The sequence below is a fragment of the Photobacterium phosphoreum genome (genome assembly GCF_002954725.1).
Lineage (GTDB): Bacteria > Pseudomonadota > Gammaproteobacteria > Enterobacterales > Vibrionaceae > Photobacterium > Photobacterium phosphoreum.
This window is the reverse complement of the sequence record NZ_MSCQ01000001.1, coordinates 691,672-713,007: the sequence shown is the minus strand read 5'-3', so window position 1 is coordinate 713,007 and position 21,336 is coordinate 691,672. Positions and strand designations below refer to the sequence as shown.

General features: G+C 37.9%; 16 protein-coding genes. 9 read left to right on the top strand and 7 right to left on the bottom strand.

Annotated elements, in window-relative coordinates; all coding sequences use genetic code 11:
* The first annotated feature begins 133 nt into the window (after positions 1 to 133).
* Complete coding sequence (locus BTO21_RS03110; RefSeq protein WP_045026608.1) at positions 134 to 562, top strand: nucleotide triphosphate diphosphatase NUDT15; 429 nt, start codon at positions 134 to 136, stop codon at positions 560 to 562.
* Between the two features lie 227 nt (positions 563 to 789).
* Here the strand turns inward: BTO21_RS03110 and BTO21_RS03105 are convergent, their stop codons facing one another.
* Complete coding sequence (locus tag BTO21_RS03105; protein WP_045026609.1) at positions 790 to 1,977, bottom strand: DUF5666 domain-containing protein; 1,188 nt, start codon at positions 1,975 to 1,977, stop codon at positions 790 to 792.
* A gap of 100 nt (positions 1,978 to 2,077) precedes the next feature.
* On the opposite strand from BTO21_RS03105, the gene BTO21_RS03100 reads away from it, so the two are divergent.
* From BTO21_RS03100 to BTO21_RS03090, 3 genes are read left to right on the top strand one after another with little or no spacing between them, the layout of a single operon-like run.
* The gene (locus tag BTO21_RS03100; RefSeq protein ID WP_045026611.1) at positions 2,078 to 2,749 is read left to right on the top strand and encodes a response regulator transcription factor; all 672 of its coding nucleotides are present in this window, start codon (positions 2,078 to 2,080) and stop codon (positions 2,747 to 2,749) included.
* Positions 2,718 to 3,968, top strand: a complete 1,251-nt coding sequence (locus BTO21_RS03095; RefSeq protein ID WP_045026612.1) for a sensor histidine kinase — start codon at positions 2,718 to 2,720, stop codon at positions 3,966 to 3,968. Before BTO21_RS03100 ends, BTO21_RS03095 begins: the two co-directional genes overlap by 32 nt.
* A 15-nt stretch (positions 3,969 to 3,983) precedes the next feature.
* The gene (locus BTO21_RS03090) at positions 3,984 to 4,508 is read left to right on the top strand and encodes a lipocalin family protein (protein WP_045026614.1); all 525 of its coding nucleotides are present in this window, start codon (positions 3,984 to 3,986) and stop codon (positions 4,506 to 4,508) included.
* Positions 4,509 to 4,568: 60 nt separating this feature from the next.
* On the opposite strand, the gene BTO21_RS03085 is transcribed toward BTO21_RS03090, so the two are convergent.
* The 4 genes from BTO21_RS03085 to gyrA form a co-directional block, all read right to left on the bottom strand.
* On the bottom strand, positions 4,569 to 5,294 hold the full coding sequence (locus BTO21_RS03085; protein ID WP_065192749.1) for a sulfite exporter TauE/SafE family protein: 726 nt from the start codon (positions 5,292 to 5,294) through the stop codon (positions 4,569 to 4,571).
* Positions 5,295 to 5,398: 104 nt separating this feature from the next.
* Positions 5,399 to 7,432, bottom strand: coding sequence for an EAL domain-containing protein (locus BTO21_RS03080; protein WP_105026683.1), 2,034 nt, complete (start codon positions 7,430 to 7,432; stop codon positions 5,399 to 5,401).
* Positions 7,433 to 7,591: 159 nt separating this feature from the next.
* Positions 7,592 to 8,674 carry a 3-phosphoserine/phosphohydroxythreonine transaminase gene (serC, locus tag BTO21_RS03075; protein WP_045026617.1) on the bottom strand — a complete coding sequence of 361 codons (1,083 nt, stop codon included), beginning with the start codon at positions 8,672 to 8,674 and terminating at the stop codon, positions 7,592 to 7,594.
* Positions 8,675 to 8,941: 267 nt separating this feature from the next.
* Complete coding sequence (gene gyrA, locus BTO21_RS03070; RefSeq protein WP_045026618.1) at positions 8,942 to 11,611, bottom strand: DNA topoisomerase (ATP-hydrolyzing) subunit A; 2,670 nt, start codon at positions 11,609 to 11,611, stop codon at positions 8,942 to 8,944.
* Positions 11,612 to 12,099: 488 nt separating this feature from the next.
* Between gyrA and BTO21_RS20025 the strand changes: the two genes are divergently transcribed.
* The 5 genes from BTO21_RS20025 to yfaE all read left to right on the top strand — a co-directional run bounded on the left by BTO21_RS20025 (position 12,100) and on the right by yfaE (position 17,371).
* The gene (locus tag BTO21_RS20025) at positions 12,100 to 12,243 is read left to right on the top strand and encodes a hypothetical protein (RefSeq protein WP_170064495.1); all 144 of its coding nucleotides are present in this window, start codon (positions 12,100 to 12,102) and stop codon (positions 12,241 to 12,243) included.
* A gap of 174 nt (positions 12,244 to 12,417) precedes the next feature.
* Positions 12,418 to 13,128, top strand: coding sequence for a bifunctional 2-polyprenyl-6-hydroxyphenol methylase/3-demethylubiquinol 3-O-methyltransferase UbiG (ubiG, locus tag BTO21_RS03065; protein WP_045026620.1), 711 nt, complete (start codon positions 12,418 to 12,420; stop codon positions 13,126 to 13,128).
* Positions 13,129 to 13,629: 501 nt separating this feature from the next.
* On the top strand, positions 13,630 to 15,897 hold the full coding sequence (nrdA, locus tag BTO21_RS03060; protein WP_065192746.1) for a class 1a ribonucleoside-diphosphate reductase subunit alpha: 2,268 nt from the start codon (positions 13,630 to 13,632) through the stop codon (positions 15,895 to 15,897).
* Between the two features lie 44 nt (positions 15,898 to 15,941).
* Complete coding sequence (gene nrdB, locus BTO21_RS03055) at positions 15,942 to 17,075, top strand: class Ia ribonucleoside-diphosphate reductase subunit beta (protein ID WP_045026622.1); 1,134 nt, start codon at positions 15,942 to 15,944, stop codon at positions 17,073 to 17,075.
* Positions 17,072 to 17,371 carry a class I ribonucleotide reductase maintenance protein YfaE gene (gene yfaE, locus BTO21_RS03050; RefSeq protein WP_045026624.1) on the top strand — a complete coding sequence of 100 codons (300 nt, stop codon included), beginning with the start codon at positions 17,072 to 17,074 and terminating at the stop codon, positions 17,369 to 17,371. Before nrdB ends, yfaE begins: the two co-directional genes overlap by 4 nt.
* 75 nt (positions 17,372 to 17,446) lie before the next feature.
* Here the strand turns inward: yfaE and adiA are convergent, their stop codons facing one another.
* Positions 17,447 to 19,738 carry an arginine decarboxylase gene (adiA, locus tag BTO21_RS03045; RefSeq protein WP_045026626.1) on the bottom strand — a complete coding sequence of 764 codons (2,292 nt, stop codon included), beginning with the start codon at positions 19,736 to 19,738 and terminating at the stop codon, positions 17,447 to 17,449.
* A 58-nt stretch (positions 19,739 to 19,796) separates the two neighbouring features.
* The gene (potE, locus tag BTO21_RS03040) at positions 19,797 to 21,149 is read right to left on the bottom strand and encodes a putrescine-ornithine antiporter (RefSeq protein ID WP_045026627.1); all 1,353 of its coding nucleotides are present in this window, start codon (positions 21,147 to 21,149) and stop codon (positions 19,797 to 19,799) included.
* Positions 21,150 to 21,336: the final 187 nt, after the last annotated feature.

Sequence of the window (21,336 nt, the reverse complement as noted above, 5' to 3'; positions counted from 1 at the left end):
TACCCAATAATGTCACAGTTATCTAGCAGCAGTTTTTTTAGTATTTGATAACTCTGTTTAATATTGTTCCACCATCTACTGACTAATTACGGTAAAGTGGTTTCCTATAACAGCAATGAATATTGGAGTAATAATGAGTGCTATAACGCCCATGGTTGGAATTGGGATTATTATTGTTAATCAGCAGGGTCAAATATTAATTGGCAAGCGTAAAAACAGTCATGCGCCGTACTATTCTATCCCTGGTGGTCATATGGAATTAGGCGAAACTTTTAGTCAGTGTGCTATTCGTGAAGTAGAAGAAGAAACGGGGCTCACGATTTATAAGCCACAAGTGATTGCGGTAACCAATAACCTTGCTACCTATTCTGAATCAGGTAAGCATTATATTAGCGTTGCTCTACTCGCAACCGAGTTCAGCGGTGAGTTAACCTTGAAAGAACCCGATAAATGTGAAGGTTGGCTATGGGTTGATCCAACTCAAGTCCCCTCACCACAATTTGATGCTAGTGAGCAATCAATCCGATGTTACTTAGAACAACAGTTTTGTATTAGTGAGTAATACCAATCACAATAAGTTTCTGACTCAATTTAATGTCCTCTTTCGTCATTCCCTACAGTGAATGCCCGCGAGGGCGATAGGGAATCTAATGCTTTTGAAAGACGACCACTTAATTAATGGGATTAGTATAAGTACAATTAATAAAACCAAACGCTCTTAAACGCAAAAAGCGCCTCAATATATAGGCGCTTTTGGTTCGAGGTTCGAGGTTCGAGGTTCGAGGTTATTTAATCATCTTCACGTTCGATTTCGCGGGCAACGTTTTTACCGTTAATAATTACACCTTCAACTTCAACACTCTGACTATCAATATTATACTCATTTAAATCATCATCAAACTTAGTATGAGTATCAATATGGATCAGATTTCCATCTACAGTAAAGCTACCTCGATCACCAGTACTTAATGCTGTACCGCTATATTCAAATTCACGAAAACCCGATACATTACTATCATCAGAATCTAACTCTATCTCTTGAGCAACGCCATTTAACGCTTCAACCTCAATAAATGAGCCTATAGCAAGCCTGCTTTTATCTGCTGGTTTATTGCTATTACTATATTCAATTTTTGTTTGATGGCTAACGGTAAATTTATTTCGTGCATTAAGGGTAAATTTAGTTTTATCGGCATTTATATCAGTAATGATACCTTCAATTTCAACTTCTTGTCCTTCAGCATTATCACTGTCAATCTCGACTTCATCAGCCATGAAAATACCGTCTTGCATTTTACCACTAACTTCAACCCATTGACGATCAGCATCAATTAAACATTGAATATCGTTACGACCATTTTCACATTCAATTGTACTATTAGTCGCAGCATTAGAAAAATTAACTAACGTGCTAGCACCAATTTTAAATGTCTGATCCACTTTATTTAAATTAGTTAAACGTCCTTCAAGCTCGTAGCGATTACCAAAATCATTTTTTTCAATTTTAATAACAGATAACACTTTATAACCAAGGCCTAATTCTGTCACAACTGGTAATGACGACACCATTACCCACTCACCATTTTTCAAATCGGAATGGACTGCATAATTTAATGTAACGCCATTTACTACAAATGTATTAGCTGTGATATCACTAATGATACCAACCATTGTCGGTTCAATACTCACAGTTACATTTGACTTAGTTAATGCAGTTAATTCAACCATCATCTGAGGCTGTAATAGTGCAATACCATCTGCTAACGGTTTATTTGCGTATTCAACATCATTAACTTGGTATGGCATGCCATTGACTGTAATTTCATTATTAACAGGATCAATACGGTCAATCGTACCCATTACCAACTGAGGCTTGGTCTCAACAGGAGGTTGAGGTGCAGTACTATCATCACCGCCGCCACCGCCACAACCCGTAAGAACTAGACCAATCAATGTCGCTAATGTGATTTTCTTCATGAATACAAACCTTTTGATTAACAAATTATGAATATTGTTTTATTGGTGGGTATACTAGATCATCAAACGTGAAGTATTCGTGAAGAGCTTAATTGAAAAGATGAAAATTCTTATTGTTGATGATAACTATCAGATTGTAGAAACTATTGCAGATTATCTAGAACTTGAAGGTATGACTGCTGATTGTGCTTATCATGGTCAAGCAGCACTTACCTTTATTGAAAATAACCATTATGACGTCATTATTATGGATATCATGATGCCTAAAATAGATGGTATTGCCGCGGTTCAAAAAATACGTAATGAACTCTATTGTGGCACACCAATTCTATTCTTAACTGCCAAAGATACTCTTGAAGATAAAGTGGCAGCATTTAAAGCCGGCGGCGATGATTACTTATTAAAGCCTTTTGCGATGGAAGAGCTATGTTTACGGCTGTACGCCTTAGCAAATAGAGGCCCAAGGCAAGATATTGGCATATTAAAATATGCTGATATTATAATGAATAACCGCAGTGATGAAGTTAGCCGTGATGGTAAAACCATTAAACTAAGCCGCATTCAATTTAAAATACTGAAAGTGTTATTACATCATGCACCGAATATTGTTAGCCGCCAGCAAGTCATTGATACCATTTGGGGGGAAGACTCCCCTTCTAGCGATGCTTTACGCAGCCATATTTATGGATTACGTAATGCGATTGATAAAGGTTTTACTACTTCACGATTAGAGACAATTCATGGACAAGGTTACCGCATCAAAACCACATAGTTTTCCCAGCATTTATCGCAAGGTCGGTTTAAGCTTTGGGCTAATGACCTTTGGTATGTTCATCTTATTTTGGGCGGTTATTTATGTTGCTGAGAATCAATTAGAAGTCATTAGTCTTCATCATTGGCTGGATAAAGAATCAAGTCAATATGTTATCGACTATAAAGAAATGGGGGATAATGCTCCCCTGCCTAATAACAGTGAATTCAAAAGTTACTGGAGTGAGAAATCATTGCCAAAATGGCTAGAAAAATATAATCAGCCAGGTTTTTTTGAGCATTTACGAGGTACTGAAGATAAACACTTTTTAGTCTTTGATCACCCATCAGGACGAGGATTAATGTATGTGATCTATCAGGATGATGCCGATGATTATCTTGATGACTATGAAGATAGCCTCCATTATTTTACTTTCATTTTTGGGCTATTGCTCTCGTTAATCATGGGTGGATATAGCTTCTATTTTGTTCGTTCGCTATCGCAACCATTAGCCAAAATAGATCAGAAAATTCGCCAAATGCCACCTGATCAACCATCTTTTGAAGTCGAAACCCAATACCGTGAAACCCGAAAGATTGAACAAGCATTATTGGATAGTAAGAATAATATTGCGGGATTTTTTCAGCGGGAAAAGGAATTCAGTCGTTTTGCATCCCACGAATTGCGTACGCCGATTATGATCATTCAAGGCTCGGCTGATTTACTCAATAAAGTACCCAACCAACCCAACGTTGCAAAAAAAGCCATTAATCGATTACACCAAGCCAGTGATGATATGCGGATCTTAACGGAGACTTTCCTCTTATTAGGCAAAGAATCGATTGAAGAACATCATTTTAATCAATGTCATTTAGCTGATCAGCTTCATAAGCAATTAGTGATCATGGAACCTTTATTTGCTAAACAAGATGCAAGCTACTATCTTGAGATTAATCACTCAGCCACTATTAGTGCTCCACTCAGTTTTATCACTATAATCATTAATAATCTGATAAAAAATGCATTTAGCTACAGTATTGGTGATATAGAAATAAAATTGGCGCATGATCACCTTATAGTTATCAATCGCCATGATGGCAATGAAATCTATAACCAAGGTTATGGCTGCGGATTAGTAATAGTGCAGCGTATTTGTGAACGTATGCAGTGGCCATTCACAATTACAGACAATGAGGTTACTTTTACCGCTGAAGTCATTTTTTCACCACCGCAACCATAAATTAAGGAAGAATGGATGCTGATTTATATTAAATGGATTTTCAATCTTTGTTTATTAACCATACTCAGTGGTTGTACAACGGGAAAACCAACTAACGTCGAACCAGTTACACATTTTGATGTGAATCGTTATCTCGGTCAGTGGTATGAAATAGCACGATTGGATCATAGTTTTGAGCGTGGATTAGATCAAGTAACAGCTACTTATAGCTTAAATCCAGACAGTAGTATTAAAGTCATTAATCGTGGCTTTAATAGTGAAAATCAACAGTGGCAACAAGCCCAAGGCAAGGCTAAATTGGTTAACCAACCCAATATTGGTCATCTCAAAGTGTCTTTCTTTGGGCCCTTTTATGGTAGCTATATTATCTTTGCACTTGAAGATGATTATTCCGCTGCATTAGTCAGTAGCTATAATTATGATTATTTATGGATTTTAGCTCGCGAAAAAGACATATCGCCTGAATTACTTCATCGTTATCTTGCTCTTGCTAAACAAGCAGGCTTTGATACAAATAAATTAATTTATCCTCAACAATAACGGCACTATATTCTCGCACTAACAATAACAGCTTACCTATCAATTTAAGCGGTTATTACTCTAACTAAAAATATGTAAACCTTGCGATAATGAAACTACTGCAGATAACGAACATAAGACTAATACGCCATATTGCATCACTTGTTTTTTAATTTTATGGCGAATACGATATGCAATAACACTAGCAATAATCGGTGCGGGTAATAACCACACAATCGAACTAAAATCAGCCATTGTGAACCGTCCTGAATAATGCAATGCCACCAATGATATAATATTAGTTAAACAAAAAAATGCAGCTAGATTAGCACGAATATGATCGGGTTCTTCAGCTTGCATAAGCAAAGCTATAGGGGGTCCCCCAATGCCTGTCGCTGTACCTGTTACCCCTGAAATAAAACCACCAATGAATAAATTTATCGGGGTTGGTGCTAACCGTAATTTTGCTAAACTTAATATCACTGCAGCTAATACTGTTACTCCGAGCATAATCTCTAATTGATCCGTAGAAATGACCATTAAGACATAAGCAGCAACTAATGTACCCGGTAAGCGCCCTAAAAAAGCAAAGATTAAAAAGCGTAGAGATAAAGCATGTCGATATTGATACCACACAATGGCAGACATAAACATACCGATAAAAACAATGGCACTCGGCATTAAACGTGGTTCAAGCAACAGAATAAATGGAGCTGCTAATACACCCATCCCAAAGCCAATAGTACTTTGGATAAAACACCCACAAATAAAAACTAATAGGCAAATAAAAAAAACAAGGGGATCCATAATATTCTTATACAGTGAAAAACTGTTTTTGATCCTACACTTTATTTTTACTCATACCGCACAATTAACTATGAACAAATGAAAGATTAGATTGATAAATAACATCATTCCACGATCGTTTTATTGCCAATAGTAACCGTTTTCATCCATGACAAAGCATTATTAAGCGTCATTGGCTTGGAAAAATAGAAACCTTGAACGATATCAATACCACATTGTTGCACAAACTGTTTTTCTATCTCTGTTTCAACCCCTTCCGCAACCAAGACACAGCCGGTTACTTCACTGATTTTAGCTAATAATTGATATAGGTTTTTTTCACGCTCATTTTCAATATTAAATAATAACGAACGGTCTAACTTCACCTTATCAAAATTAAATTTTAATAAATGTGGAAAAGAGGCATAACCAGACCCAAAATCATCAATAGCAACAGTAATCCCTAACGCTTGCAATACCGCGATATTTTCAGAGACCCCCTTATCATCAACAATAATCACTTCCTCTGTAATTTCTATTTCCAAAGCTTCAGGTAAAATATTAAAAAAACGTAATCGCTCGACAATATAAGCCACAATATGTTTATCAGAAATGGTTTCTGCGGATATATTAATCGCCACCTTACAACCACTCTCTAATGGCATTTTTTGCATATCGGTCAACACTAAATCGATCACCATTTTATCCAATTGCTTCATTGCACCCAATTGCTGAAAATCGTGGATAAATAGCGGTGGTAATAATTTTCCACCAGGATCTTTATAGCGAAGAAGTGCTTCAAAAGATAAATGCTGATCATTATTCAAATTGATTTGCGGTTGATAATGCATCACAAATTCACCACAACTCAGCATTCGACTCACACGACGACTAATATCATGTTTGCTGATATAGCTGCTCATGGCTTGATTCACATCGCCTAAAAATGATTTTAACGTACTACGACTGAGTTCGTACTGATGGCTTATCGCTATATTATTACTTGGACTTCTGCCTGCATAATGGAGATAAAAAGGACGATAAATAACAATACCTATTATAACCACCACAATTTGTAATATCACACCAGATAAACTGTGCTGAGTTGCAATATAGCCGCTAATAAAAGGAGGCGTCATCCAATCAACAATAGTACTCACTGGATTCACAAAACCTAATGTGATCGCACTATATACAACAACAAAACTCACTAAAGGCACTAAGACAAAAGGAATAATTAATGTTGGATTAAAAATAACCGGCAAACCAAATAATAAAAGCTCGTTAATATTAAAAATAACTAACGGTAATGCCGAGAATGCCAATGTTATATGACGTCTCTCTTTTGAAAATAATAAAATACACAACAACAAGCTAATCGTATTACCCGACCCTCCCATTGAGAGAAAAGCATCATAAAACCCCTGTCCAAGCACATTTAAAGGGGCTTCTCCCGCTTGCCATGCAGTAATGTTTTGTTGTGTATCCTCAAATAATTGCTGCTTAGCTCTAAAAAGGAAGTTATGGCCGTTAATACCAATAGCCCCTAATAATCCTAAAATAAATTGGTATGCTAACCCACCATAAAAAGTAAGAGGATTAAGAGAAAGATAATGCTGTGTCTCTTTACTTATATCAATAACAAGTGTCGTTAATCTCACCAAGATAACCGTTAACAGAAGGAAGCAAACAAAGTGTAATACATGTTTATAAAGCGTTTTCACAAAATCAATCCGTGAGGGATCAAGCGGAAAAAGACGAAAGGAAGTACAACACAGTGCTGAAATAAGTGCAGCGAGTAATGCAATAAGTGGATTATTAGGTAACCCACTATGTACTGACACTAATTCATTAGGAACAGATACCGCAATAAATAATACTAATGAATATGGCACAACGACCATGGCATTCACGCCATGTTTTGTCGCGATATAATAACTGGTGATCAAACATAGTGCTATCGGGTAAATACCAATTAATAAATTAGACAAATAAAAGAGACTATTGGCTAATTCATTAAACTTAATCAGGTTTAAACCATGACCAACAAATAATGTAATTGCATTACAAATAATAAGAGGCAGTAATAATAAAAAAACAATCGAAATATCACGAATATAATTATTGTAATATGCCTTTAATATTGATTTTTTATACATACATTCACAGTAGCAATAGAAATGAGCTCTGGATTATATAGAGCAATCAAAAATGCTCAAGATAAAATATTGTAACCAAGTATTACCACTGCGTATTATCTATAAAAAAATACACACGTAAAAAGTGTGTATTTTTTATAAATTCAATATTCTTGTTAGCTATGCATTATTTTTTTCAAACATTTGCATAAAGTCAACCAAAGCCTGAACACCTTCTAATGGCATCGCATTATAAATAGAGGCACGCATACCGCCAGCAACTCGATGGCCTTTCAATGCTTTTAATCCTCCGATGTCTGCTTGTGCTAAAAACGCTTCATCAAGCTCAGGGTTTTTCAATTGAAATGGCACGTTCATTAGTGAACGATTATCTGCATGGATATTATTAATATAGAAATCAGAATGATCGATAAAATCATACAATAATTTAGCTTTCGCAAGGTTACGCTGTTCCATTACAGCAACCCCACCAACGCTTTTAAGCCATTTGAACACTTCACCCGCTAAATACCATGCAAATGTTGGTGGAGTATTAAACATCGATTCTTTATCAACTAAAACTGTATAGTCTAAAATACTTGGTAAAATTGATTTTGCTTTACCTAATAAATCATCACGAACAATAACAATAGTTAAACCTGCTGGACCAATATTTTTTTGCGCACCAGCATAGATCACACCGTATTTAGACACATCAATTTGGCGTGATAAAATAGTCGATGACATATCAGCGACAATCGGTTTATCCGTTACAGGTAGATCTCGAATTTCAATACCATCAATGGTTTCATTCGGACAAAAATGCACAAATGCAGCATCATCTGAAAGCGGCCATTCTACTGCGGGTAGAATCGCTTTTTTACCCTCTTTAATGCAAGTGATATCAACTCTGTTTGGCTGACAATACTTAGAGGCTTCTTCGATCGCACTGTGCGCCCAAAAACCACCATCCATATAATCAGCAGTTGCTGCCTCACCCAATAAATTTAATGGCACAGCAGCAAATTGACCACGCGCACCACCATGACAAAATAATACGTGGTAATTAGCAGGAATATTCAGTAAGTCACGTAAATCTTGTTCTGACTGAGCGGCAACCGCAAGAAATTCTTTACTACGATGACTGACTTCCATAACGGAAATACCTAAGCCCTGCCAGTTAATTAATTCTTGCTGGGCTTGCGCCATAACATCAGTGGGGATCATTGCCGGACCGGCACAAAAGTTATAAACCTTATCCATAATGCTGTACTTGCTCCTGCTCGAGTTACAAAAATAAAAATTCACTGCTTCATAAAGCTAATAGCATCACAATCGTACTACTTTTAGCATTACAAAACAGACATTAATAATAAATCTCAATATTGAGATAATGATCACTTATTTATTTTTACACCTTTCTTGCGCAACTTTAAAGGCTTAATTAAACATTCCTTTGTTTATAAATACGAAGATAAAAAAAACGCAGCCTAGTGGCTGCGTCTTATTCAGAATAAAGCACTATAAGGCTTACTCTTGCTCGGTTGAATCACCTGATTCTGCATCTGCTGCTGGTAGTTCTGTATTTTCAACAGTCTCACCATCAACTAATTCAGCATCTTCAATTAATTCAACTTCTGCTGGCTCATCAATACGTTGTAGGCCAACAACTTTTTCGTCTTCAGCAGTACGGATAAGTGTAACACCTTGAGTATTACGACCTACACGGCTTACTTCAGCAACACGAGTTCGAACTAATGTGCCACCATTGGTGATCATCATAAATTCGTCGCCGTCTTCAGCTTGAACAGCACCAACAACGCTACCGTTACGCTCAGAGACTTTAATTGATACTACACCTTGAGTTGCACGGCTCTTTGCCGGGTACTCATCAAGACCAGTACGCTTACCATAACCATTTTCAGTTACTGTAAGAATATCGCCTTTATTGTGTGGAACAATTAGCGAAACAACTTTATCGCCTTCAGCAAGTTTAATACCACGAACACCTGCCGCAGTACGACCCATGCCGCGTACGCCACCTTTGGTATTGCCTTCGTCGTCAATAACAACAGGGCTTTCGTAGAAACGTACTACTTTACCAAATGCTGAGAACAGCATGATATCGCAGTCACCATCAGTAACATCAACACCGATCAATGAATCGCCTTCACGTAAGTTAACGGCAATAATACCGGCACTACGAGGACGACTAAAGTCAGTTAATGGTGTTTTCTTCACGGTACCATCAGCTGTTGCCATGAAGACAAACTTATCTTCTGTGTATTCACGTACAGGAAGAATAGCGGTAATACGCTCATTTTCTTCTAGTGGTAAAATATTCACAATTGGCTTACCACGAGCAGTACGGCTAGCCAATGGCAATTGGTATACTTTCAGCCAGTACATACGACCGCGGCTTGAGAAACATAGAATCGTGTCATGGGTATTAGCAACCAACAAACGTTCAATGAAGTCTTCTTGCTTCATGCGCGTTGCTGCTTTACCTTTACCACCACGACGCTGTGCTTCGTAATCGCTCAGAATTTGGTACTTAACGTAACCTTCGTGAGAAAGCGTAACAACAACATCTTCTCTAGGGATCAGATCTTCTAGATCAATATCATTGCTTGCTGCTGTGATTTCAGTACGACGTTCATCGTTAAACTGTTCTTTCACTAACGCGAGTTCTTCACGGATCACTTCCATCAAACGCTCAGAGCTTGATAGAATGAACATTAATTCAGCAATTTCTTCAAGAAGTTGCTTATATTCTTCAAGAATCTTACCGTGTTCAAGACCTGTTAACTTATGTAAACGAAGATCAAGAATAGCTTGCGCTTGTTGCTCAGTTAAGTGGTATTGATTATCACGAATACCAAATTGCTCTTCTAGCCAATCTGGACGCGCAGCATCAGTACCAGCACGCTCAAGCATAGCGGCAACATTACCTAACTGCCAACCACGAGCAACTAATGCTGCTTTCGCTTCTGCAGGGGTATTTGCTTGACGAACTAATTCAATAATTTCATCGATATTCGCAAGTGCAAGTGCTAAACCTTCAAGAATATGAGCACGATCACGTGCTTTACGCAATTCGTAAATCGTACGACGTGTCACCACTTCACGGCGGTGATTAACGAAGCACTTGATCATTTCTTTTAAGTTGAAGATCTTTGGTTGGCCATTATCAAGCGCAACCATGTTGATACCAAATGTCGTTTGCAATTGCGTTTGAGAGTAAAGGTTGTTCAGAACAACTTCACCCACAGCATCGCGCTTACATTCGATAACAATACGCATGCCGTCTTTATCAGACTCATCACGTAGTGCACTAATGCCTTCAACTTTCTTATCTTTAACAAGCTCAGCAATTTTTTCAATTAAACGGGCTTTGTTAACTTGATATGGAATCTCATGAACAAGAATAGTTTCACGACCATTCTTTTCAGTTTCGATTTCAGCTTTGGCACGCATGTAAACTTTACCGCGACCAGTATGATAAGCATCAATGATACCTTTACGGCCATTGATCATCGCAGCAGTTGGGAAGTCAGGGCCTGGAATATATTCCATTAGCTGATCAATAGTGATGCTCTCATCATTGATATACGCTAAACAGCCGTCAATCACTTCGCCAAGATTATGGGGTGGTATATTCGTTGCCATACCTACCGCGATACCAGAAGAACCATTCACTAATAAGTTAGGGATCTTCGTTGGTAAAACTGCAGGTATTTGCTCGGTTCCATCATAGTTAGGAACGTAATCAACCGTTTCTTTGTCTAAATCAGCCAATAATTCATGGGCAATTTTAGACATACGGACTTCGGTATAACGCATCGCAGCGGCAGAGTCGCCATCGATTGAACCGAAGTTGCCTTGACCATCTACGAGCATGTAGCGAAGTGAGAACGGTTGCGCCATACGTACAATAGTATCGTATACCGCACTATCACCATGTGGGTGATACTTACCGATAACATCACCTACCACACGGGCAGATTTTTTATATGCTTTATTCCAGTCATTGCCTAGCACATTCATCGCGAATAAAACGCGGCGGTGCACAGGCTTAAGGCCATCACGCACATCAGGAAGAGCACGACCAACGATAACTGACATCGCATAGTCGAGATAAGAGCTTTTCAGCTCATCTTCAATATTTATGGGCGTGATCTCTTTTGCAAGATCGCTCATGGAGCCAATATCCCTCAGGTAATTTCTGTCGTATTTTTATACGTGCAAGGTGCAATAATATAGCATATTTCAGCCTTAATAGGCACACCTTTCACGACTTATGTTATGAGTAATTTAGCGGAATTTGAAGAAAACAGAAACAAACATCGTCACATCTGTGGATTAACCACAAATTACTGTTTATTTCTTGTTCATTACACCAATCATCTAAACTACTCTTTTTAGCCTATAGAGTATGTAACTATTTGTAAAAACAAGATGTAACACAGTTTTATAAGTAGAACTTCTTAAAATTAACAAAATAAAATCAAAAATGCGACATTTGACCGTTTATCAATCGTCATTCTTAGCACACTATAAGTCGTTATTATCCATTTCAATAATTCATGAATTTTCGTAATGGTTAATACCTTGATGTTTAAAATAACCCTATCGTTAAATTGAACATTCCATGCTTTTAGAAGCATAAATTCACTGAGGACAAAGTGATGGGTGCAGCAATTAACATGATTGGTATATCAATCATTATCGGTAAATATATTTTAATGGTCATCCTTGGCATTATCACCTTATTTGGTGGTGGGTTCTCACCAGAACTCATTCCAGCCACAATGAGTAGCTTCAATGAGTAGCTTCAATGAGTAATGCTTAATTTCGCCAAGTAGATTATTGTGCTTGGCGACCATATGCTTTTCTTATTGTGCCTATTCCACTCTTCTGTCAGCGTTTATCGCAGTTATCCTTTGCAACTAACACTTAATTTCGCATAATAGCGCGTATCAATTAAGGAAAATGGCACCATTAACATGACCAAATCACGCAATGTTGACCTTGCAGAAATCGAAAAATTTGAACAAATAGCTTCACGCTGGTGGGATCTAGAAGGCGAATTTAAGCCGCTTCATCAAATTAATCCATTACGTTTAAATTACATTATTGACAATGCCAATGGCTTATTTGGTAAAAAAGTCCTTGATGTTGGTTGTGGTGGTGGCATTTTAGCTGAAAGTATGGCCGTTGAAGGGGCTAATGTAATCGGCCTTGATATGGGTAAAGAGCCTTTAATGGTGGCAAAGTTACATGCTTTAGAGACGGGTGCAAAACTGGACTATGTTCAATGCACAGCAGAAGAGCATGCAGAACATCATCATGAAACTTATGATGTAGTCACATGCATGGAAATGTTAGAGCACGTCCCCGATCCCGCTTCAGTTATTGCTTCATGCGCCAAAATGGTTAAACCTGGCGGACATGTTTTCTTCTCAACCCTTAATCGTAATATTAAATCTTATTTATTTGCGATTGTGGGTGCAGAATATGTCATGAAGCTAGTGCCTAAAGGGACCCATGACCATCACAAATTTATTCGTCCATCAGAATTAATCGCGATGGTAGATCAAACGCCACTACAAGATCGTCATATTATTGGACTTCACTACAATCCCCTCACCAACACCTATAGTCTTGGCAATAACGTCGATGTGAATTATATCGTTCATACGATAAAACCATTGTAGTAGACCTAAAACGAATATTAAAGGAGATCACTTTATCTCCTTTAGCTACATTCTGCTAACAAATACAATTACAGCTACTATTTTTACAACCAAAAAAAACCAATAAGATCAAGGGGTATTAACGCAATCTTTCGTCAAATACCCTCCAGTTGTCCAACCCAAATTCGAACTAAAAAAGCAATAAAAATAAATTTTATTTATCTAAAAAAACAACCTAAAAGGCATTGATTTTTACTATCTATTTGATGCTATTCGCCACATCGGTGAGTTGGTACTAACTTTTTTATTGAAATCCCCATGTTATCCACAGCTGGTCAAAAAATACCATCTTGCAAAGACACGCATTCACCACTATCTTGTAAGCACTTTCGCTCAACACCCCAACATGTAGTGTTTTTGCTGAATAACAATATTTATAATAAAGATCACATTCTTTGCTAATCTAATAGATAAATTGCAAAAAAATATCATCTGCAAGGAAAACTGGGAAAATAACAACAAATGACTCAACAATTAACAGTTACCAAGCGCAACGGTCGTAAAGAACTTATCGATCTCGACAAAATCCATCGTGTCATCGACTGGGCTGCAGAAGGCCTAGAAAATGTCTCTGTCTCTCAAGTCGAACTAAAGTCACACATCCAGTTTTATGACGGTATTCGTACAGATGATATTCACGAAACTATCATCAAAGCGGCTGCGGATCTGATCTCAGAAGAAACACCTGATTACCAATACCTTGCTGCTCGATTGGCAATTTTCCATCTTCGTAAAAAAGCCTATGGTCAATTTGAGCCACCTGCTTTGTATGACCATGTTAAAAATTTGGTTGAAAAAGGTAAGTACGATAGCCACTTACTAGACGATTATACCAAAGAAGAATTTGCAGTGATGGATACGTTTATCGATCACTGGCGCGATATGAATTTCTCGTATGCCGCGGTTAAGCAACTTGAAGGTAAATACCTCGTTCAAAACCGTGTATCTGGTGAAATTTTTGAGAGCGCACAGTTTCTTTATTTATTAATTGCAGCAGCACTGTTTAATAAATACCCGAAAGAAACACGTCTTGATTACATCAAACGTTTTTATGATGCTTCTTCAACGTTCAAGATTTCATTACCAACACCGATCATGTCTGGTGTACGTACACCTACACGTCAATTTAGCTCATGTGTATTGATCGAATGTGATGATAGCCTTGATTCAATTAATGCAACGGCAAGCTCAATTGTACGTTATGTTTCACAACGTGCAGGTATTGGTATTAACGCGGGTCGAATTCGTGCATTAGGCTCTGAAATTCGTGGTGGTGAAGCATTTCACACTGGCTGTATTCCATTCTACAAATACTTCCAAACCGCAGTTAAATGCTGTTCTCAAGGTGGTGTTCGTGGTGGTGCAGCAACATTGTTCTACCCTATTTGGCACCGTGAAGTTGAATCACTGTTAGTCCTTAAAAACAACCGCGGTGTAGAAGAAAACCGTGTTCGTCATATGGATTACGGCGTACAAATTAACCGATTAATGTACACCCGTTTAATCAAAGGTCAGAACATCTCATTGTTCTCTCCTTCTGATGTTCCTGGGCTATATGATTCATTTTTTGCCGATCAAGTAGAATTTGAGCGTTTGTACAACTTGTATGAACAAGACGACAGCATCAAGAAACAATCGATTAAAGCAATCGAACTGTTCTCATTGTTAATGCAAGAACGTGCATCAACAGGTCGAATCTACATTCAAAACGTTGACCACTGTAATACACACAGCCCGTTTGATCCGGCTGTAGCGCCAATTCGTCAATCAAACTTATGTCTTGAAATTGCATTGCCAACCAAGCCATTAAAGAATGTTGAAGATGAAAATGGTGAAATCGCATTATGTACACTGTCAGCATTTAACTTAGGTGCCATTGACACACTCGATGATCTTGAGGAACTGGCTGAATTAACGGTTCGTGCACTCGATGCCTTGTTAGATTATCAAGATTATCCACTGCCAGCAGCACGTCGTTCAACCATGAATCGCCGTACATTAGGTGTGGGTGTGATTAACTTTGCATACTACCTAGCAAAACACGGTGTCCGTTACTCCGATGGTAGTGCCAATAATCTAACCCATGAAGCATTTGAAGCGATTCAATATTATTTATTAAAAGCTTCGGTAAATTTAGCCAAAGAATACGGTGCATGTCCGTCATTTAACGAGACCACGTATTCGCAAGGTATTTTGCCTATCGATACTTACAAAAAAGAAATCGATAATATTTGCAATGCTGAATTACGTTACGATTGGGAAACATTACGTGAAGAGATTAAAACTCATGGTTTGCGTAACTCAACACTAACAGCATTAATGCCATCAGAGACATCATCGCAAATTTCAAATGCGACTAATGGTATTGAACCACCACGTGGATACGTTTCCGTAAAGGCATCAAAAGATGGTATCCTCAAGCAAGTTGTTCCTGAGTTTGCTAAGTACAAAGACAACTATGAGTTACTTTGGAACATTGGCAGTAACGATGGCTACCTACAACTTGTTGGCATTATGCAGAAGTTTATTGATCAGGCTATCTCGGCAAATACTAACTATGATCCGAGTAAACAACCTGGTGGCAGAATTCCAATGAAACTGCTACTAAAAGATCTGCTTCATGCTTATAAATTAGGTATTAAAACACTGTACTACCATAACACTCGAGATGGCGCATCTGATAGCCAGAGCGATCTAAGTGGCGATGATTGTACTAGTTGTAAAATTTAAGCATTAAAAGGGAGCCATATGGCTCCCTTTGATTTGAGGATATCATGGCCTACAGTACTTTTTGTCAAACAAGTAACGATCAACTTAAAGAACCAATGTTCTTCGGTCAATCTGTGAATGTTGCTCGTTATGACCAGCAAAAATTTGAAATTTTCGAAAAACTTATCGAAAAGCAATTAAGCTTTTTCTGGCGTCCAGAGGAAGTGGATGTCTCTGGTGATCGCATTGATTACAATAATTTGCCAGATCACGAAAAACATATTTTCATCAGTAATTTAAAATACCAAACACTGCTTGATTCCATTCAAGGTCGTAGCCCTAACGTTGCATTATTGCCTATCGTTTCTCTGCCTGAATTAGAAACATGGATTGAAACATGGTCGTTTTCAGAAACGATTCATTCACGCTCTTATACACATATCATTCGTAATATCGTCAATAATCCTTCGATTATTTTTGATGATATTGTCCGTAATGAACATATCATTAAGCGTGCTGGTGACATTTCTAAATATTATGATGATTTAATCGCTGCGACTAATGATTATCACCGTTATGGTGAAGGCCATCATTCAGCTAATGGTATTGCTTTCACTGTTGATTTACATGAAATCAAAAAGAAACTTTACCTGTGCCTAATGTCAGTTAATGCATTAGAAGCGATTCGTTTCTACGTCAGTTTCGCGTGTTCATTTGCTTTTGCTGAACGTGAAGTGATGGAAGGTAATGCCAAAATCATTAAGCTGATTGCACGTGATGAAGCACTACACCTAACAGGCACTCAGCACATGCTGAACTTGTTACGTAATGGCCATGATGATCCACAAATGGCAATCATTGCAGCGGAATGTGAAGAAGAATGTTTTAGCATCTTTAAAGCGGCAGCAGAACAAGAAAAAGAATGGGCAGAGTACCTATTTAAAGATGGCTCAATGATTGGCTTAAACAAAGAAATTTTGTGCCAATACGTCGAATATATTACTAATTTGCGCATGGCCGCTGTTGGTCTACGTTCTGCTTATGATGGTGCAAATCAAAATCCAATCCCATGGATCAACTCTTGGTTATCATCAGATAACGTTCAAGTTGCACCTCAGGAAGCAGAGATTAGCTCGTATCTTGTTGGTCAAATCGACAATGACATTAGCGCTGATGATCTTGGTGATTTTGAATTGTGAGTCAATTAACCATTCTGGTTAACGGTATTAAGGTTTGTGGCAATCGCCATGAACCTTTACTTACCCAATTAGAAAATGCCGGTATTAAACCAGAGTACCAATGTCGTAATGGTATGTGTGGTGCTTGTCGCTGTAAACTTATCTCAGGCGCTGTCACTCAACAAGATGCGCTAGCTTTTATTGGTCCGAATGAAATATTAAGCTGCTGTTCTATTCCACAGCAAGATATTAATATTAACTTTGATTACCAACTCAATACTAATCACCAATCAGCTAAAACTAAAATAGCCCTTTAAATATTCCTTACCCTGTAAAATCAAGATAAGGAATAAAGGACTATTTTTATTTAGGTATTCTACCGCGTAATATTCTTACTTCACACACATCACATGATATACACCATCTTCAACTTCAGTCCCTTCGGTTTCATGCTCAAAACCAGGAAATTCTTTATCCCAAATTTCTAAACTATGTAAATAACCAATTTGAGGGCTATTTGCATCACCAAAGTTCTCACCTGACATCAACATTGGAATACCTGGTGGATAAGGGATAACCGCATTTGCAGCAACACGTCCTTGCAGTTTATTTGATGGTACCATTTCAACATTATCATCCACTATCGCTTCAAACGCTGCTCGTGGAGTAATATCGGCTTTAGGTAAAGTCGAATAAGCCGCATTCAACATTTCAGATGGCGTATGGGTTTTCAGATACGTAAACATTTTATCACCCAAGTCTTTCAAGCCTAAATCGCCATAAACTTGCGGGTGACTTGCAGCTAGATCAGGTAATACTGATTTCAGTGGCGTATTATTATCATAATGAGTTTTAAAGCTCAGTAAGGTATTAACTAACGTTGCCCACTTACCTTTAGTTATCCCCATTGAGAACAAGAACATTACTTGGAAGTCAGTGGTACGGGTTGGCACAATACCAAAACGGGTGAGATATTGAGTGACCAACGCAGCAGGAACCCCTGTATCCAGTAACTTACCGTCATCTCCCATACCTGGTGCTAAGATGCTGACCTTAATTGGATCCAACATACACCAATCTTTTGGAATATCGTCGAAACCATGCCATTTATCACCCGGCTTCATGATCCAAAAATCTTGATTAGTCGCTAACAACTCTGCTGGTGCATCTTCGAAACCATATTCAATCCCCGTTTCTGGATCAACGATAGATTCTGCATTCCATGGTTTAAAGAACCAATCACCATCAGCAACAAACTCTCGATGTAAACGTCCCATTGCTTGACGATAATCAATCGCTTCTTTAATGACCTCATTAGTTAATGACTCACCCCGATTACCGTCCATTTGTGAGACCGCAATATCATTTGAAACACTGATCGCATACAGCGGTGATGTGGTTGCATGCATCATGTATGACTGATTAAAACGCTCAAAATTAATATGATCTTTACCATAACGAATATGAATCCACGATGCTTGAGAAAGTGCATTCAATAATTTATGGGTTGAATGAGTTGCAAACACCGTTGGTCCATCATCTGGTGTATCTTGTGGCTCGCCGCGCATTGCAAAGTGATCGGTATAAATAGGATTAAAACGCGCGTAGCCATACCATGCTTCATCAAAGTGAATGCGATTACTACTCTCACTTAAAATATCTTGAGCACGTTTAGCGTTATAACATAAGCCATCATAAGTACAGTTTGTCACCACCGCATAAGTTGCCTGTCCGCCAGCTTGAGCTTTGGTTAGTTCACTACTTTCTGCTGATTTTTTCAGACCTTCAGGCGACATTTGATCAGGGTAAATTGGACCAATAATGCCGTAACGGTTACGCGTTGGCACCATATAAACTGGTAATGCGCCAGTTAACATCAACCCCTGTTCTATCGATTTATGACAATTTCGATCACAAATCGCTAAGGTGTTTTCTCGCATACAAATTTGCATGATGGTACGGTTTGCACCTGAAGTACCCGTTACCAATGAATAGGATTTATCAGCTCCAAAGACTTTCGCGGCATAATCTTCACTTTCACCGAAAGCGCCTGTATGATCAAGTAATGAACCCAGCGAACCACGCTCAATACCCATGTCTGAGCGGAAAAGCCCTTCTCCATAATAATTATAGAACCGCTGACCTTCTGGTGTTTTTAAGAAACCCACCCCACCTTGGTGACCTGGTGCAGCCCATGAATATTCATGAATACTGTCGTACTTCATCATTGCATTCGCGAGCGGCGGTAATAATTGCTCACGATAACGGTGCATGGCTGCCATAGCTCGACCAGCCATAAAATCAGACGTATCTTCTAAAATCCATGCAAATTCACTGACTAATGACATCAGATGACGATCGACAGTTAAGGTCATTTTTTTACGTTCAGCGAGTAAGAAAACGGGCACACCTTGCTGACGCTGATTCAATTTTTCAATCAGTGAAAAGAACATATCATTCTCTTCTTGTTGTTGCCCGGTCATGCTAGAGGTCAACATAAAGCAATCAATAGCCATATTGACATTAAGCATTGAATAACAATCATCGTAAGTAGATGCTTTGGCGACAATAATTGATTCATCTTCAAATTGTTCAACTAATCGGTCGATAGCATTAGCAACCACCCCCGTAGCTTGAGAGTTATCAAAAATTAACACTCTCATATGCTTACCATAATTCAACATATACAATCCTTTAATATCTATCAGATTAATAATTAAAATTTCGTTTAAACAATGAAACTTACGAGGACACCTTCTTAATTACATCTTCCTTAATTATATTTTCCTTAATTACATTTTCACGGCTAGCAATAAACCCATAGAAGAAATAACCAAGTAACGTAATAATAGCACCATAGAATACGGCTTCCTCACCCGTAGAATATGCGCCATATATACTATATAGAACGGCAACAGAACCAATAATAATACCGTTGTTATATTCTTTTTGATTAACATCTGCATTCCGCATAATAATGCCAAGCGCAGTTAATGCTAATACATAAGGAACCATATTGATAAATACGGCCAAGTTCACTAATACATTAAATTGTTTTAATAATGTTGGTGATATTGTCATTACGGCGAGAATCAATTCAAATGCCAGCATAATCATCATGCCTTTGAATGGCGCATCATATTTATTCACATCACCAAAAATTTTAGGGAATAAACGCATATCCGCAGCCACTTTAGAGACTTGCGCATTAGTAAACTGCCACCCAAGTAGTGAACCCAAACAAGCCATAATTGCCATGGCAGTAATAATTTCACCAACTAATGGGCTAAACATTTGTGCGAAAACCAAACCAAATGGCGAATCTGATTTTGCTAAGACCTCATTAGGAATAATACCCTGAATAACCGTCGTTGAAGCAATATAGGTTGCAGCAGAAAATACAGTTGCCAGCATACATGCTAAAGGAACATTTCGTTTTGGATTTTCAACAGTACCAGAATTAGCACCAGCAGACTCAATACCTAAAAATGCCCATAGAGTTAATGACATACCGGCATATATCGCGCTTCCAGCAGAGATATCATTTGGATTCCATGCCTCCGCAAATACTTTTGTATCAAACCAAAACCAACCAATAATAGATAACCCCAGTACTGGAATAATAATCCCCCAAACGGTAATGGTTGATATCTGCCCTGTTATTTTAGCGCCCTTAACGTTGGCAAACATAGTCACAATTAATATAGCAATAACACCAACAAAAGTATGAATAGGCGTTTCTTTTAACCACGGAATAAAATATTCCAAATAGCCAACACACGAAACAGCAATCGCTACTGCACTAATAACAAGACATACATAGTAAGTATAAGAGGCTATAAAAAAACTGGATTTACCATGTGCTTTTTCAGCGTAGGCTGACATACCACCATCATCAGTACAATACATCCCACATTTAGCAAATGCATAAGCTATTGCTAATGCTCCTATTGCAGTAACAGCCCATGCAAGTAAAGCGATGCCTCCCGTTGCAGCTAAACTAGAGGGTAATAATATTATCCCCGACCCCATCATATTAACGGTAACTATGGTCGTTAATCCCATTAGTCCCATTTTGTTACTGTTTGAACTCATAGCGTAAACTACCTTATAGCTTATTAATTATCTTTAAAACAATATTAATTTAATGAAATTAGTCATCAATGTTTTATATCGAAACAAGTATAATTTAAAAAGTGAAGGTCGGTTTGTTTGTTAATGATATATTAAATTATTTCTACTTGGGCATAATAAAATAATCTTTTTTTTTGCATGTTATATA

Bases quoted from the DNA above. Each gene is read 5' to 3' on its own strand.
- ubiG (WP_045026620.1), top strand. From the start codon at position 12,418: ATGACCAAATCACGCAATGTTGACCTTGCAGAAATCGAAAAATTTGAA.
- BTO21_RS03105 (WP_045026609.1), bottom strand. From the start codon at position 1,977: ATGAAGAAAATCACATTAGCGACATTGATTGGTCTAGTTCTTACGGGT.
- BTO21_RS03085 (WP_065192749.1), bottom strand. From the start codon at position 5,294: ATGGATCCCCTTGTTTTTTTTATTTGCCTATTAGTTTTTATTTGTGGG.
- serC (WP_045026617.1), bottom strand. From the start codon at position 8,674: ATGGATAAGGTTTATAACTTTTGTGCCGGTCCGGCAATGATCCCCACT.
- gyrA (WP_045026618.1), bottom strand. From the start codon at position 11,611: ATGAGCGATCTTGCAAAAGAGATCACGCCCATAAATATTGAAGATGAG.
- adiA (WP_045026626.1), bottom strand. From the start codon at position 19,738: ATGTTGAATTATGGTAAGCATATGAGAGTGTTAATTTTTGATAACTCT.
- BTO21_RS03095 (WP_045026612.1), top strand. From the start codon at position 2,718: ATGGACAAGGTTACCGCATCAAAACCACATAGTTTTCCCAGCATTTAT.
- BTO21_RS20025 (WP_170064495.1), top strand. From the start codon at position 12,100: ATGGGTGCAGCAATTAACATGATTGGTATATCAATCATTATCGGTAAA.
- nrdA (WP_065192746.1), top strand. From the start codon at position 13,630: ATGACTCAACAATTAACAGTTACCAAGCGCAACGGTCGTAAAGAACTT.
- BTO21_RS03110 (WP_045026608.1), top strand. From the start codon at position 134: ATGAGTGCTATAACGCCCATGGTTGGAATTGGGATTATTATTGTTAAT.
- potE (WP_045026627.1), bottom strand. From the start codon at position 21,149: ATGAGTTCAAACAGTAACAAAATGGGACTAATGGGATTAACGACCATA.
- BTO21_RS03080 (WP_105026683.1), bottom strand. From the start codon at position 7,432: ATGTATAAAAAATCAATATTAAAGGCATATTACAATAATTATATTCGT.
- BTO21_RS03090 (WP_045026614.1), top strand. From the start codon at position 3,984: ATGCTGATTTATATTAAATGGATTTTCAATCTTTGTTTATTAACCATA.
- BTO21_RS03100 (WP_045026611.1), top strand. From the start codon at position 2,078: ATGAAAATTCTTATTGTTGATGATAACTATCAGATTGTAGAAACTATT.
- nrdB (WP_045026622.1), top strand. From the start codon at position 15,942: ATGGCCTACAGTACTTTTTGTCAAACAAGTAACGATCAACTTAAAGAA.